General features: G+C 59.1%; 9 protein-coding genes. 7 read left to right on the plus strand and 2 right to left on the minus strand.

The window, feature by feature from the left end:
• Positions 1-15 precede the first annotated feature (15 nt).
• The 6 genes from K2U94_RS04565 (at position 16) to K2U94_RS04590 (ending at position 10,042) form a co-directional block, all read left to right on the plus strand.
• Positions 16-1,881 (plus strand): GAF domain-containing protein, encoded by a 1,866-nt coding sequence (locus tag K2U94_RS04565; protein ID WP_243066077.1) that lies wholly within the window; start codon positions 16-18, stop codon positions 1,879-1,881.
• Positions 1,878-4,025 (plus strand): peptidase M50, encoded by a 2,148-nt coding sequence (locus tag K2U94_RS04570; protein ID WP_243066078.1) that lies wholly within the window; start codon positions 1,878-1,880, stop codon positions 4,023-4,025. The genes K2U94_RS04565 and K2U94_RS04570 overlap by 4 nt, the downstream gene beginning before the upstream one ends.
• Positions 4,018-6,030: a preprotein translocase subunit SecA gene (locus K2U94_RS04575; protein WP_243066079.1), complete on the plus strand. Its 2,013-nt coding sequence runs from the start codon at positions 4,018-4,020 to the stop codon at positions 6,028-6,030. Before K2U94_RS04570 ends, K2U94_RS04575 begins: the two co-directional genes overlap by 8 nt.
• Complete coding sequence (locus tag K2U94_RS04580; protein ID WP_243066080.1) at positions 6,027-7,397, plus strand: tetratricopeptide repeat protein; 1,371 nt, start codon at positions 6,027-6,029, stop codon at positions 7,395-7,397. Before K2U94_RS04575 ends, K2U94_RS04580 begins: the two co-directional genes overlap by 4 nt.
• A gap of 277 nt (positions 7,398-7,674) precedes the next feature.
• The gene (locus K2U94_RS04585) at positions 7,675-8,592 is read left to right on the plus strand and encodes a hypothetical protein (RefSeq protein ID WP_243066081.1); all 918 of its coding nucleotides are present in this window, start codon (positions 7,675-7,677) and stop codon (positions 8,590-8,592) included.
• A gap of 58 nt (positions 8,593-8,650) precedes the next feature.
• A complete protein-coding gene (locus K2U94_RS04590; RefSeq protein ID WP_243066082.1) occupies positions 8,651-10,042 on the plus strand; it encodes a sulfotransferase family protein in 1,392 nt (463 codons plus the stop codon).
• A gap of 86 nt (positions 10,043-10,128) precedes the next feature.
• On the opposite strand, the gene K2U94_RS04595 is transcribed toward K2U94_RS04590, so the two are convergent.
• Together K2U94_RS04595 and K2U94_RS04600 are read right to left on the minus strand one after the other, a co-directional pair.
• Positions 10,129-11,682, minus strand: coding sequence for a hypothetical protein (locus tag K2U94_RS04595; RefSeq protein ID WP_243066083.1), 1,554 nt, complete (start codon positions 11,680-11,682; stop codon positions 10,129-10,131).
• Between the two features lie 165 nt (positions 11,683-11,847).
• Positions 11,848-14,031 carry a glycosyltransferase family 4 protein gene (locus K2U94_RS04600; protein WP_243066084.1) on the minus strand — a complete coding sequence of 728 codons (2,184 nt, stop codon included), beginning with the start codon at positions 14,029-14,031 and terminating at the stop codon, positions 11,848-11,850.
• A gap of 222 nt (positions 14,032-14,253) precedes the next feature.
• Between K2U94_RS04600 and K2U94_RS04605 the strand changes: the two genes are divergently transcribed.
• Positions 14,254-15,057, plus strand: a complete 804-nt coding sequence (locus K2U94_RS04605) for an FkbM family methyltransferase (protein ID WP_243066085.1) — start codon at positions 14,254-14,256, stop codon at positions 15,055-15,057.
• Positions 15,058-15,208: the final 151 nt, after the last annotated feature.

A 15,208-nucleotide genomic window follows, 5' to 3' on the forward strand; every position in this document is an offset into this window, starting at 1 on the left:
GGTGAAGGCTTCGGCATGGGGGTCGCGTCATTCCACTCGCTGGGCGCCGAAGATCGCGTCCGCGCAGAATCGATTGCCTGGGCGCGGTTTTCGTCGGCCACCCGGTCGGATGAGTTCTTTTCCGGCTGGCTGGCGATTCTCTGTTCGCAGCTCGATCGGGCCGAAGGCGGCCTTCTTGTGCTGGGGCCCGACGCGAGCGGGTCCTTCGCCCCGGTCGCCTTCTGGCCGCACGCCTCGCACGATCTGCGCCATCTGGGCGCGGCCGCCCAACGCGTTCTGGACGGCCGCGAGGGCGTGATCCTCGGTCCCGACGGACAGTCGGAGCCGGCGCGGGATCAGCCGGCGCAATTCGGCTATCCAATCGAGGTGGCGGGAAAGCTGAAAGGCGCCGTCGTGGTCCAGGTCGGCGCGGGCGCCGACATGAGCCTGCAACGCTCGTTCCGCCTGGTTCACTGGAGCTCCGCCTGGCTCGTCGACCATCTGCGCCAGCAGCATCACGAGGAAACCAACGCGCGTCTGGCCCGGATGGGACTGGCGATGGACCTCGCCGCGACAATTCTGCGGGAGCCGGGCGTCATGGTTTCGGCGCTGGCCATCGCCAATGAACTGGCGGTGCAACTCCCATGCGACCGCGTTTCGATCGGGCTGGAGCGCGACGGCGACATCGAATTGACCGCGATCTCGCACACGGCCGTGTTCAATCCCAAAATGGCTTTCGCCAGGTCGATCGGCGCGGCAATGGAGGAAGCGCTCGATCTCGACGCGGCGATCGTCATTCCGCCTCTGGACGACGCGCCGCCGGGCGCCGCGGCTCACGCCGATCTCGTCCGCGACCAGCGCGACATCGCGATCTGCTCCGTCCCGATGCGCGACGAGACGCGTGTCATCGGCGTCGTCACGGCCGAAAGGACGACGGGACAGGCGTTCGACAAGGAGACCGTGGAGCTGATGGAGACGGTCGCGGCTCTGCTCGCGCCGATCATCGTCCTCAAGCAGCGCAATGAGCGCGGCCTTTGGCGTCGGCTGCGCGACGCGGGCGAGGAAGCGCTCGGCCGGCTGCTCGGCAGCGGCCATCTCGGCCTCAAGCTGATCGTCCTGACCGTGGCGGCGCTCACGCTGTTCTTCAGCTTCTATACGACGACCTATCGCGTTTCGGCCCGGGCGGTGCTCGAGGGTCGGATACAGCGGGCGGCGGTCGCGCCTTTCGACGGCCATATCGCGGACAGCTATGTCCGGGCCGGCGACGTCGTGCGCAAAGGCCAGGTCCTGGCCCGGCTTGACAATCGCGATCTCAGACTCGAACGCACCCGGTTGCTCTCGGACCTCGACCAGGTGCAGGGCAAGCTCCGCGAGGCGCAGGCGAAGCAGGACCGCGGGGCGATGGCGATCCTGGCGGCCCAGATCAAGGAGTTGCAGGCGCAGCTCGCCCTGAACCAGGACAGGCTGAACCGCGCCAATCTGATTGCGCCTTTCGATGGCGTCGTCGTTTCGGGCGATCTCAGCCAGCTGCTCGATACCCCGGTCGAGCAGGGCAAGCTGCTCTTCCAGATCTCGCCGCTCGAATCCTATCGCGTCATCCTGCAGGTCGACGAACGGGACATTTCGAACCTGAGCGCCAATCAGAAAGGCGCGCTGATGCTTTCCGGCCTGCCCGGCCAGGTCTTTCCCTTCGTCGTGCAGCAGGTCACCCCGGTGTCGACGACCCAGGAAGGATTGAATTATTTCCGCGTCGAGGCGCATCTCAACGGTCCGATCGACCGGCTGCGGCCCGGCATGGAAGGCGTGGGGAAAGTCGATGTCGGCCGGCGGCGACTCATCTGGATCTGGACCCACAGCCTGTTCGACTGGCTGCGCATGTGGGCCTGGAAGGAGGCGCCTTGAACGCTCCGATCCTGAGCAATCTCTGGTACAGGGTCGCGGATCTGAAGCCCCGGCTGCGCGCGCACGCGGTCATGCATCGGCATCATTATCGCGGCGAGGTCTGGCGCCTGCTCCAGGACCCGGCCTCCGGCCGCGTGCATCGATTCAGCCCGGCGGCGCAGCTGATCATCGGCTTGATGGATGGCGAGCGGACGGTCGCGACTCTCTGGGATATCGCCAAGCGCCGCCTCGGCGACGACGCGCCGACCCAGGACGAGATGATCCAGCTTCTGGGCCAGCTCCATACCGCGGACCTCCTGCAGAGCGACGTCGCTCCCGACGTCGCTGAAATTTTCGATCGCAGCGAAAGGGATTGGCGCGCGCGCCAGCGTCAGGCTTTCGGCAATCCCATGGCGATCCGGATCGGTCTGTGGGACCCGGACCGGTTCCTGAACCGCATGGCCGGTCCGATCCAGTTCATCTGGAGCGGCTGGGGCGCGCTCATCTGGCTCTCCGTGGTCCTGCCGGCGCTGGCTCTGGTTCCGGCGCATTGGCCGGAGCTCAGCCACAATTTCGCGGATCGCATCCTGGCGGTCGACAATCTCGTCGTCCTCTACATGGTCTTTCCCCTCATCAAGGCGGCCCACGAAATGGGGCATGCGACCGCGATCAAGGCCGGCGGCGGGGAGGTGCACGAGATCGGCGTCATTCTGCTCGTGCTCTTGCCGGTGCCTTTCGTAGAGGCCTCGGCGGCGAGCGCGTTCCGGTCGAAATATCGGCGGGCCGTGGTCGGAGCGGCGGGAATGGCGGTGGAGGTCTTCATCGCCGCTCTGGCTTTTTATCTCTGGCTTCTCGTCGAACCGGGACTGACCCGCGCGGCTCTGTTCAACGTCATGGTGATCGCCGGGGTCTCGACCCTCGTCTTCAACGGCAATCCGCTGCTGCGCTACGACGCCTATTACATCCTGAGCGATCTGATCGAGATTCCCAATCTCTCGATGCGCGCGGCCCGCTACTGGATCTATCTCGCGGAACGCTATGTCCTCGGCGCCTGGGAGCTCGAGCCGCCGCACGCCACGCTCGGGGAAAAAGCATGGTTCCTGTTCTATGGCGCCGCTTCGACGATCTACCGGATGATCATCACCATCGTGATCGCTTTGTTCATCGCGTCGCGGTTCTTCTTCATCGGCGTGGTGCTTGCGCTCTGGGCGGTGGCGGCGATGGCGGTCGTCCCGGTCGTCAGGGGCGTCCTGTATCTCACGTCGAACCCGCGCCTGCAGAGGCGCCGCGACCGGATTATCGCCATGCTGGTCGGCGCGATTGCGGCTATATCCGCGTTCGTGTTTTTCGTGCCGCTGCCGTCACATACCGAAGTCGAGGGCGTCGTCTGGCTGCCCGACCAGTCCTTCGTCCGCGCGGAGGCCAATGGCGTGCTCGTGGATTATCTCGCCAGACCCGGCAGCCGCGTCGAGGCCGGCGAAAAATTGATCCGCCTCGAAGATCGCGCCACGACCGCGCAGTATGAATTCGTCGCCGACCGGGTTCAGGAGCTCGACGCCGCCGCCCAGGTCGAAACGGCCGGCGATCGGGCCCGCGCCGAACTGGCGCTGAAGCGGCTCGATTCCGAGAAACAGGACCTCGCCATCATCTCGGGCAAGCTGGCCAATCTGGAGACCGCGGCCAAGACCTCGGGCCAGTTCGTCGTGCCGCAGCCGGAAGACCTGATCGGCCGCTATTTTCACAAGGGCGAACTGATCGGCCATGTGATCGGCGACGTCGATCCGATCGTCCGCGCCGTGGTGCCGCAGGACGCGGTCGACCGGGTGCGCGCGACGACCGACCACATCCTGGTGCGGGTCGTGGACGAGCCGGGGACCACCTGGAAGGGCAAGATCGTCCGGGCCGTTCCCGGCGGCGACGATTTGCTGCCGAGCCGGGCGCTCGCTTTCGAGGGCGGCGGCGAAATCGCGACCGATCCGAGAGACACCAAGGCCGCGAAAGCCCTGCGCCGCGTTTTCCAGTTCGACATAGCGCTGATCGGGGCGCGTGAAATGAGACATTTCGGCCAGCGCGCCTATGTGCGGTTCGAACATCAGGACGAAACCCTCTCGCAACAGATCTATCGGGCGGTTCGTCTGCTTTTCCTGACGCGTTTCAATGCCTAGCGCGACGGTCCTGTCCCGTTCGGTCAAGCTCGCGCCCGGGCGCCCCTATCCCGAACGCGCGGAGCCGACGCTCGGCTGGCACGACCATGTCGCCGAATTTCTGTGGTTCAACGTCGCCAAGCCGCTGTGGCGGACGGCGTTCCGCCCGACCCGTTCGCTGGGCCGCGTCGTTGTGGAAAGCGAACGCCACGAAGCGGCTTTGCAGCGGGCGAGCGACGAGGAATTGAAGGCGAAAGCCGGCGCTTTGCGCCAGGGCCTGCGCCGCGACGGCTTCGAGCTTTCCCTGGCGGGCGAGACTTTTGCGCTGGTGCGCGAGGCGGCGTCGCGGACGCTCGGCCTCCGCCATTTTCCCACGCAGATGATGGCGGGATGGGCCATGCTGCAGGGGCGGCTGGTGGAAATGGAGACGGGCGAGGGCAAGTCGCTCGCGGCGACGCTCCCGGCCTGCGCCGCGGCGCTGGCCGGCGCGCCGGTCCATATTGTGACCGTGAACGATTATCTCGCCAAACGCGACGCCGAGGCGATGAAGCCGCTTTACGACTTCCTCGGCCTGAGCGTCGGCGCCGCGGTCCAGGGCATGACGCGCAGCGAGAAGCGCGCGGTTTACAAGAAGTCGGTGGTCTATTGCACCAACAAGGAGCTGGCCTTCGATTATCTGCGCGACGGGGCTGCGCGCTCGGGGCGGCGGAGCCGGCTGCACCTCTGTCTGGACAGGCTCGGCGGCCTGGCCTCGGACGACGACGCGCCGGTTCTGCGCGGGCTCCATTTCGCCATCGTCGACGAGGCGGACAGCGTTTTTATCGACGAGGCGAGGACCCCGCTCATCCTGTCGGCCTCGGCGGGAGACGCCGAAGAAACTGAGACCTTTCGCCAGGCGCTGGACCTCGCGGCCGGACTCGAGCCGGGATCGGACTTCGAGATCGAGCACGCCGAGCGTTATTGCCTCCTGACCGAAGCGGGACGCGACAAGCTGGCCTTGGCGACGCGCGATTTCGAAGGGATCTGGCAATCCGAGCGCGAGCGCGAGGAGCGCGTGATTCAGGCCTTGTCGGCGATCTGCCTGTTCGAACGCGACAAGCATTATGTCGTCGCCGACGGCAAGGTCCAGATCGTCGACGAGAACACCGGCCGCATCCTGCCCGACCGGTCCTGGGAGCGCGGGCTGCACCAGATGATCGAGGTCAAGGAGGATTGCGAGCCGACGCAAAGGCGCGAAACCATCGCGCGACTCACCTATCAGCGCTTGTTTCGCAGATATCTTCTGCTCGCCGGCATCACGGGGACGGCGAAGGAGGTCGCGCGCGAGATCCGCACCGTCTATGGCCTTGACGTCGCGCGCATTCCACTTCACCGCCCGTCGCAACGCCGTTACACCACGCCGCGCCTTTGCCCGACGAAGGAAGAGAAATGGCGCATCGTCGAGCGCGTCGTCAAAGTCGCGCGCGAACGCGGCTTGCCCGTGCTGATAGGCACCCGCTCGGTCCATGCGTCGGAGGAGATCAGTTCCCTGTTGCGCGCGCGCGGCGTCGACCACGCCTTGCTGAATGCCAAACAGGACAACGCCGAGGCGGAGATCGTCGCAGCCGCGGGAGAGCCGGGGCGGGTGACGGTGGCGACGAACATGGCCGGCCGAGGCACGGACATCAAATTGGCCGATGGCGTGCGGGAAGTTGGCGGGCTCAACGTGATCCTGACCGAATATCACGAATCGCAGCGCATCGACCGGCAGCTGTTCGGCCGCTGCGCAAGGCAGGGCGACCCCGGCTCCTGTCACACGATCGTGTCGCTCGAAGATGATTTCTTCCTCGCCAATTCACCCTGGCTCGCCGCCCAGGCGGCGCGGATCCTGAAGATGGACAGGCGATTCCAGCCGCTGGCGCTTCGCATTTTACGGCTCCACGCCCAATATGTCGCCGAGTCGCGAAATTCGCGGCAGCGGGTCGCCAGCATGCGAAGCGATGAGCGCTGGGAGCAAATCCTTGCCTTTTCGGGTCGCAGGGAGTGAGCGCCGCCGAGACGTCCAACCTGCATTTCGCGCATGGCGAACGCCTGGCGCTGCTCGAGCGCTGGGACGAAGCCGCGGCGGAATATGATCGGGCCATCGCCACCGGGTGCGATGGCCCGCAGGCGTGGGATCGGCGCGGCGTCGCAATGAAGAATCTTGGCGAACTGGAGGAGGCGCTGGCAAGTTTCGACATGGCGCTGCACCGCGATCCGAATCGTGTCGAAAGCCATGACAACCGCTCGAACCTGCTGCGCGCCCTTGACGATAATGAGGAAGCGCTGGCGGCCGCCGAGGCCGCGCTTCGGCTCGATCCCTCCTGCTGCGCGGCGCTGAACGCCCGCGGTCACGCCCTGCGCGCCCTGGGCCGAAACGCCGAGGCGCTCGAAAGCTATGATCGCGCGGTCAAGATTTGTCCGGACAATGGTCCTTCGCGTTTCAATCGCGGCGCCTGCCTGTTGCTGACGGGGGATTTCGAACGCGGCTGGCCCGATTACGAATTCCGTTGGCGCAGCTCCGACCTCGATCGCATGGGTTCGATCGTCAATCGCCCGTTATGGCGCGGCGAAGACCTGGCCGGGAAGTCGATCCTGCTCCATGCCGAACAGGGACTTGGCGACGCCATTCAGTTCTGCCGTTACGCCAGCCTGGTCGCCGATCTTGGCGCGAAAGTCACCTTGGCGGCGCCGGCGCAGCTTCGCCGGCTCATGTCATCGCTTGCCGGCGTTGGGGAATTTACCTCGCGCGTCGATGTCGCCGACCATTATGACTTCCATTGCCCCCTTCTCAGCCTGCCGCTCGCGTTCGGCGCGCGGTCCGAAACCATCCCCGGCCGCACGCCTTATCTTTCCGTTCCCGATTCGGTTCGGGCCAAATGGCGCGACCGCCTTGGGCCGCGGCGCGCGTTCCGGATCGGTCTGGCCTGGGCCGGCAATCCCGAGCACGCCTCCGACCGCCAGCGCTCGATGCCTCTCGCCATGGCGCGGGGCCTTCTGCCGGCCGGGGCCGAAGTCCATTGCCTTCAATATATGATCCCGCCGCGGGACGTGCCGGAGATGGCGCTGTTCCCCGAAATGCGATTCTTCGGCGCCGACGCCGCCGATTTCGTCGATACCGCCGCGATCGTCCTCGAAATGGACCTCGTCATCACCGTCGACACCTCCATGCTTCATCTCGCCGGCGCGCTCGGCGCGCGGACCTGGGGCCTGCTGTCCTTCGCCGCCGACTGGCGCTGGCTGCTGAACCGTTCCGACAGCCCCTGGTATCCGACCCTGCGGCTGTTTCGCCAGAAGGCCGCGGGTCGATGGGCTCCGGTCATCGACGAGGTCCGGCGGGAGGCGGCGGAACTGTCCGAGCGCGCCGGCGCGTGAGGGAAGGACGAGGGGCCTGACAGGCGGCTGCTCGGGCCGATCGGCGACAATCCGCCAGCCAAAGCCTGGGAGCGCTTCTACGCCTTGTCGGCGCATGCCGCCATGGCGGCCGGATTTGACGAAAATAGCGTCTGCCAAACCCGGGACGGTTCAAATAAGTTAGCGAAAGATAATCATTGTTGCAAATAACTATGCCCATTTGTTCGTCATATTTGGATTGCTCATTTCAGTTTTTGGCGCTAGGGAAGGCCCCTGAAAAACGTTAACGGGGGCGGATATGATCGAGAAACCTGATGAAAGCAATGCTTCATCGTACATTCGTCACGTTAAGCAAGGAAATATTGCAAGCGGCGTTCTTCAGGTTGTAATGCCAGAGCCTAAGGTCTTTCATCCTTTCAGTAGATCCTATATGGCGTCAGCAAATTGTGTAGCGAGTGATTTTTATTCGCAACAATACCTTGATTTTTGTCTTTCCATACGCGAAGAGCCGTATCTGCATCGTAAGCTCTGGGAGTTTGCTTTTATCGCCGAACATTTGTCGAGCGCCGGGGTCTTGACGCCGGGGTCGCAGGGCATCGGTTTCGGCGTAGGCACAGAACCGCTTCCTGCACTATTTGCGTCGAAAGGGTGTCCTATCTTGGCGACCGATGCGCCTCCTGGCGCGGCTGATCCAGGATGGAGCGAAACCGCGCAATGGAGTCAAGATATTGCGAAGCTATTTAGGCCAGAAGTGGTTTCTGACGACGTGTTCAAAGAATATGTCAAGTTCGCGTCTTGTGATATGGCCGCTATTCCTGACACTTTCAAAGATGGGTTCGATTTTTGCTGGTCCGCATGTTGCTTCGAACATTTAGGGTCGCTCGAAGCTGGTGCGGATTTTGTTGTTGAGAGTGTCGAGAAAACGCTGCGGGTCGGCGGCGTCGCGTGCCACACGAGCGAGTTCAATGTCTCGTCCAATGAGGAAACTATAGACAGCGGCGGCACAGTCTTGTACCGTTTGAAAGATGTTGAACGTCTTATTGAGCGGTTGCTTGCGCGCGGCCATGAGGTGGTCAACTTGCCTTTCACTCCGGGGCTTTCGTATGTCGACCATTTGGTTGACGTGTCCCCGTTTACAGGGAACGTGCATTTGAAAATTCGACTTGGTGATTTTGTCACGACCTCATTTGGTATCGTCGTGCGTCGTGGACGATAACGATACACTCCGAGATCCGACAATACGTGGTAGTTAGCTAGCAGAAGTCAGGGTAATAATGTTAAAGAAAGAACGGCTCGTTTTTTTTCACGTTGAAAAATGCGGTGGTACAACGATATATTCGACGCTTTCACCATTATTTGATAGGTCGATTACGTCGCATGATGGTTCAGACGCTAACGTTGATGGCGCGGCGGCCTCATTTGTCTCTACCCATACCGCTTATTACCGTGTGAGACACAATCCCGAGCGGGACTTCCTAATCGCGAGTTTCCGTGATCCTTCAACGAGACTGCGTTCGCTCTATCGTTATTGGGCGGCAATGAAATCGGGGGCGCTTATGACCCGTTTCGCCGACCCCGCGGCCTTAGCGCGTGTGCAATTGGCACGTAATTTGTCGGTCCGTGAATTTGCCTCGTCCGAAGATCCCTTACTTCTTCCGCATGTCGACAACGCTATGGTTCGTCACTTCTGTCACGTCGAGGACCGTGTGACTGAAGACCATTTCCAAGAAGCCTGCAAAAATATTGAAATGATAGATGAGTTGCTGTTTGTTGAAACTCTTAACCGTGATCTTTTAAGGGTTTTCGAACGTTTGGGACGCGCGCCGATATTTGACGTAGCTGTACGCAATGTTACCGATAAGTTGCACTTAAATGACCCGAACGCTTGGGCCGCGCCGCCTTCGGACGAGGCGGCAGAAGTTAGTGATGCTGAATTCGAATATATCCGACCAGCGATCATATTCGACGCGAGGCTCTATGCGTTCGCTGCGAACCTAAATCGCCAACGCGCGAAGGTTTCGACGACGGCAGAAAGCCGCTACGTGCAAATCCGAGGAATGAATGTTGCGGAGATTGTGGCTGATATCTGTTACGTTTTCGCGGAGAATAAACGGAATCGAATCTTCCTTTGGGGGGAGTGGTCTTCTAAGAGCGATACGCAAGCATGGACGTTGGGCGGGCTTTCCTTTCTGCGCTTCAAGATATTGCGGTCGGACCTAGCAAAAATTTCCACGCCGGTCGTTTTGCTGAATCTTGTCGCGTTTCTGCCTGACGCGCGTCGTTGGAACATGGTCGACATCGGGTTAGGTGACAAACCTGCGCAGTTTCGTCTTGTCTTTCTGAATCCTGGCCATGTTCTCGATGTTCGCGATATCAGCGCGGATGGGGCTGCCCCGGAGCGGACAATCCTTGTGACAAGGGGGCGGTGCCGCGTTTCTTTGCAGCTGTTGAGTGATGGCGAACTCGCGGAAGATCATGAGTGTGACGCGTTTGATCGGGACATATTCGCCTATTTCAGGATTCGGTTTGCGAACCTGCCTTGCAAGCCAGCCTCATTGTTCGGCGTTGCGGATTCACGTACGCTAGGCATGGCTTTGGGTCAGCTTGAACTGAAAAGCCAGGAGTCACTACTCGTTGATGCGGATCCGCGAGGCGACGCCGGCTAAGCGCAACGCGAATGGGAGGACGCCAGATATCGCACTAGTTGCGAAGGCCTTGGACGCTTACGGATTTCCATCTCTAACCTAGGCGCCTATTTTGCGTGTTGCCGCATTTGCGGCCATCTGTTGAGCCAAGCTTCAAGTATATCGTACTGTGCCCCTGGTTCCGGAGCAATCACGAAGCGAACGGTGCGCGCGTCAACGCGGGGGGGCAGGGCCGCAACCTTATGCAAAAAGCCTGCGGACAGATAGATCGAACGGCTCTCTCGCGTGGCGCTCGGATGGGAACCATTATAGGATTGAACAACGCCAACGAACGAATCCTCCCAAATGACCTGTCCGCGGGCGTCCAATTGCTGGACTGAAACTTTAATCTTTCCGACGTCACCGGCAGTTGTTTTCGCGGTAACTCCGTATAAATAATTCCCGCTGTGTACCGCGCCAACTGGAAGTTCTTGGCTTAACGATAGGCAACTGTTGCCGCGGGAACAGTTGATACTGACGTATCGGATGCCGGTTTGATTGAAGACTCGGTCAGCCGATGCAGTCGAGTTTTTTAATCCCCAAGTCGCCGAAGACTGACCGCTTTCAGGTGGGACGACGCTCCAAACGTAAGGCGCCTCATTTTGGGAAACGGCGTCAAAGTGCGAATGGGCGAGGACGTTCGCTTGGGGCAACGGCCATTCGGGTATGTCGGGCGTCTTGCTCAAGACAACGTTCGAAAAGTCCTGACAATCAGCTATGTTGAAATCCACGTCGCGATATTGAACGACATCGGGCGCCAAGCAATTACTTGTGACCGGTCGGCCTTGAGCGGCGGGGGTCCAAAATTCCCATCTTGTTAAGCCATACTGTTGCGTAAAGTAATAAACCTCCATATGGCCATGCTGCAGAAATTCTGGTGTTGTATTGAAGTCATGATAAGAAATAAGTGCATCCATCGTCTTGCGAGGGTTTTTACGGACGCCCCCAAAAGTTACGTCTTTTTTTAATTCCCATTGCGTCGTCGTTCTGTTGGTAACTTGTGTGCAGGCGCCGGGAAATGTCTGCCCTTTCTGTTCCCAATAGACGCCTGCGATGGCCGATGTCGTGATTCCACCCCTTAAAAAATCGTTCTCAGGAAAGGATAACCAGCCGTTGCCAATTGTACAATTGGCGCCAAAAAAGGTTACGCCTGCGGCATCTCCCGCTTTCGTCGCCGCGATCGAAATCCATCCATTGGCGATAGAATAGACATCGTATCCGTCGGTATTGTTAAAAAAAGTATTGAATTTCGGTCCCCAGTCGAAGTCCCGAACGTATAATGGGGCACCTTTTTTATCCACCAGGACAAAAGAATCGCTTTCCTCATTCCTTGTCTGATTAATGTTGTGGTACGGTAATGGATCGCCAACCGAAATTTTTTTGCGGTGCGTGCCGCTAGGGCAAACGAAATACGGGTCCGCGGCGACTGGTTCATTCGCATCATCGGCGCACACGCTTTTGACAAGCCACTCCGTTGCAACGGCCGACAACGGGTAATTTGCTACATGGGGAGCCTGAGCGAGACAACCGTTGCACGTAAGAATCAACGCGCCAACAGCAATCGCACTGATACGTTTCATTCGCTGAACTAGTCGAACAGAATTGATAAACTGTTTTTGCATGGAATACTCCTGCGACGAGACATTCGCTTGACGCCCGCATATATTTGGAAGGGCGGTGCGTGGACACAAATTAAGGTGTCCCTCTGCGTTGAAGTTGCGCCGGAATTGCCACACGTATTTCCATTCTCGCGGCTGTGCCGCGGCGGCGGCACGGCCGCGCCATCGCTATGCTACGCTGAAAGTAATTTTCTCCACGATTTTAACTCGCGACAGGGCGTCAGCGCTTTCGCAGAATGCCAGCGCGGTGAGGCCGACGAAAAGTTCGCGGTGGTCGGGCACGGCAAATGGGCCAGAACTGAATAGCACGATGGACAGCGAACCGTCTGTTTCTGTTTTACCGTCGGCGACGAGCCAGCGCGCACGCGGTCTCAATTGTTTAAAGACGTTGGCGATTCCGCCGATTTCAATCCGCACTGAAACTTTTTGGGGGTCGGTTTCACCAGGAAGCTGCATGGCAAGGTACACTGCAACGGCGGTGTTTGGCGCCAATTTGGTCGCAAACCTTAATGTTGCGCGCCTGGCGCTGGTCCAGCAGCCCCAATTTTCGGCTGCAAACCATCCCCTCCCGCGCGCATTCGCGAGATAGGTCAGGGGGAGGTCAAGCTGGTCGCGGCGCGCAATTTCGTCCCTCCCCAAGCCAACGACATCACCGACTTCGATAAAACCATTTTGTGTCTTTTGGTTGCCTTCGCAGATCGTCGTGAGAGCGTCGAAATATTCGGAAGCAAATGTTTGCCAACGTTTCGGCGCGTATCCGTTGACAACCTCCTGGGTCCAAGATTGGAGCTTGTCTGGATGGTCTAGAAGGTCGCGTACCAGCTCGTAACCTTCGTTGACATCATCCGGATTGATGTAGCGCGCGAATTTGCCGCCAACCTCGGGCATGGAGGCGCGGTTGGACGAAACGCAGGGCTTGCCATAGGCGAGGCTTTCGCCAACGGGAAGGCCGAAGCCCTCCACAAAGCTCGGAAACATTGTGAACATCGCGTGCCGGTACAATTCGCTCAATTCGAAATCCGTCACACCATGAACGACGCGCAACCTTCCGCCAAGCTGGTTAGAATTAGCTAGATAGTTAGTGAATTGTTCGATATCCCATCCGATTTTGCCGACGAAGACTAGATTTGGGATGTTCTGTGCCTTGTTGGCGATCAGTTTCTCCCAAAGTCGAACTATGTACATGTGGTTTTTGCGAACCTCAATTGTTGAGACGGACAAGACGTAAGGCTCGGAAAGAATGTCCTTTACTTCTTCACTCAGAACATGGGACTCGTTGTCGGGCGAAGCCAGCTCTGTAGCAAGCACAACGGCCTGTACCGGGATTTCGAAATTCATTCTTGTTCGCATGAAATTGCGAACGTCTTCCGCGACAAACTCGGAATTGGTGAGGACGCCGTTCGCCAAGGTGAGGACATCGATTAACGCGCGACGGAATGCCAGGGTTGCTGCTTCATGTACATATTCCGGATGGCTTATTTGTATGAGATCATGAATGAAAACGACGAAACCCACGCCACTTTCGCGAAGGCGGCGCACCATGTCGAAATGAGCGTAAATCCAGAATGCGCCAGCAATCGTGAATATATCACCCGGTTTAGGCGCGACCAATTTTCTCGATGCGTAAACGGCGTCGATGGCTTTATCAAGATTGGCACGACCTGCGCGTGCGCCATGTAGAGCATCGATCATTCCAAGAACAAGGCGTCGATTCACCGCAAAAATGCGCATATTATCGTATTCTGGCACAACAGGCACAATTCTAATTGGACCATTGTTTTTAACATATTCATCAATATTTGAAATTAAATTAGCGACGACGCGCTGTATTCCGCTCAAAGATGGATTTGTTTTTACATATTCCATCAAATCGGTCATATCAACAAAAATCGTTTTTGTTGCGCTTGGCAGGTATGTGCCTTCTGCATCCGATAAATCCGCGCCGAGATCGATTAACTCCTGGAGCGCATCGCGATTTGATGAATTCAATTCGAAAGAGCGTTTGTAGGCGGTTATGGCCGCATCGCGCTGACCCGCCAGTTTCTCCAAATGGCCAAGGTTGAGATGGACATCAAAATCGTCTGGCCTCAGGCGTATTGCTGTGCCGTATGCGGCGCGGGCCTCGCCAAATCTGTTTGCTTCCTTCAGAGCGTGGCCCAGTTGCACCCAGATTTCGAAATCTTCCGGCGCATTCGAAAGGTAAGATTGATAGTTCTCCGCTGCCTTGCTCCAATCGCCTTCGACACGCGCCCGATCTCCTGACGCGCGTAACTCGTTATTTCGGCGTGAGTCGATTGCCGAGTCGCTCGACTCGTTCGTTGACTTATTCGTTTTGGACAACCACGCCTTCATCGGGGATTTCTCTTCTAAGCAATCGAATTCTCGGCGTTTACAATTTTTATGGTTCGACTACAAGATAATTTCGCCGATGGTACGGGCGGCCATTACTTCTTTGGGAGCAACGAGGTCGCTGGCCCAATCCGGTCTTCGTAACTGCCTCGGCAGCCAAATTGTTGGTTCGGTGGTCGACACTGGTATAAGGCGTTTTTAGTCACGCGCTCATGGAAATCAGGAATGCTATCATTTGCGCAAAACTTCGAAGATGTCATGCTGGCGCGCGCCTTGCGTGGCGTCGAAAAGGGATTTTATGTCGATGTTGGCGCGTGGGACCCGATTGTCGATTCGGTTACGGCTTATTTCTATAACAGGGGTTGGCGCGGCGTAAATATTGAGCCCGCGCCTTTTTATGCACAGGCGCTGGCGCGCCAAAGGCCAGGCGACGTTAACCTTCCTGTCGCGATCGGCGCGGGCTCTGGCGAAACTGAGCTTTTCGTCATGGAAGGATCGGGCTGCTCGACGAGCGATCCCGCAATCGCCGAACTGCCGGCGCTGGCCCGTTTTCCGAAAAGCCGCATTCGCGTCGAAACCTGGACATTGACGCAAGTTTTCGAAAGATATGCGCCTGCGGAAACGCATTTTTTGAAGGTCGATTGCGAAGGCGCGGAGACAGCGGTTTTCGCCGGTTTCGATCTCCAGCGATTCCGCCCCTGGATCATCGTCGTCGAGGCGACGCGGCCCCTGTCACAGATTCCGTCGCATCAGAACTGGGAGCCGCTGCTGCTTGGCTCCGCCTATCATTTCGCTTATTTCGATGGATTAAACCGATTTTACGTCGCGGACGAACATAGCGAGCTGGATGCGGCTCTGGCCACGCCGCCGAACGTTTGGGACGAGATCGAATTGGCGAGGCACGCGCGTGCGATCGCGAAATTGCAGGCGCGAATCGCAGGTCTCGAAGCTCAGTTGAACGCCGGCGCGAGGTCCCGTCGAAACGAACAAAGCGAGGAAGGCGATAAGCCTGGCCACGAGGAGGGCTGAATTATTTCCAGTGGCAGGCGTAACCTGTCGCGTGAAACGCTGCAGGTCGTCATTCGAATGCTGCGGATTGTGGCCGACGCGCGCGTTGAACTTGCGCCCAGCATTGGTTCAAGCTAGGCAGGGCGCGACCGTTGTTGCGGCGATATTTTCC

Origin of the sequence: Candidatus Rhodoblastus alkanivorans, from assembly GCF_022760755.1 — a bacterium.
Lineage (GTDB): Bacteria > Pseudomonadota > Alphaproteobacteria > Rhizobiales > Beijerinckiaceae > Rhodoblastus > Rhodoblastus alkanivorans.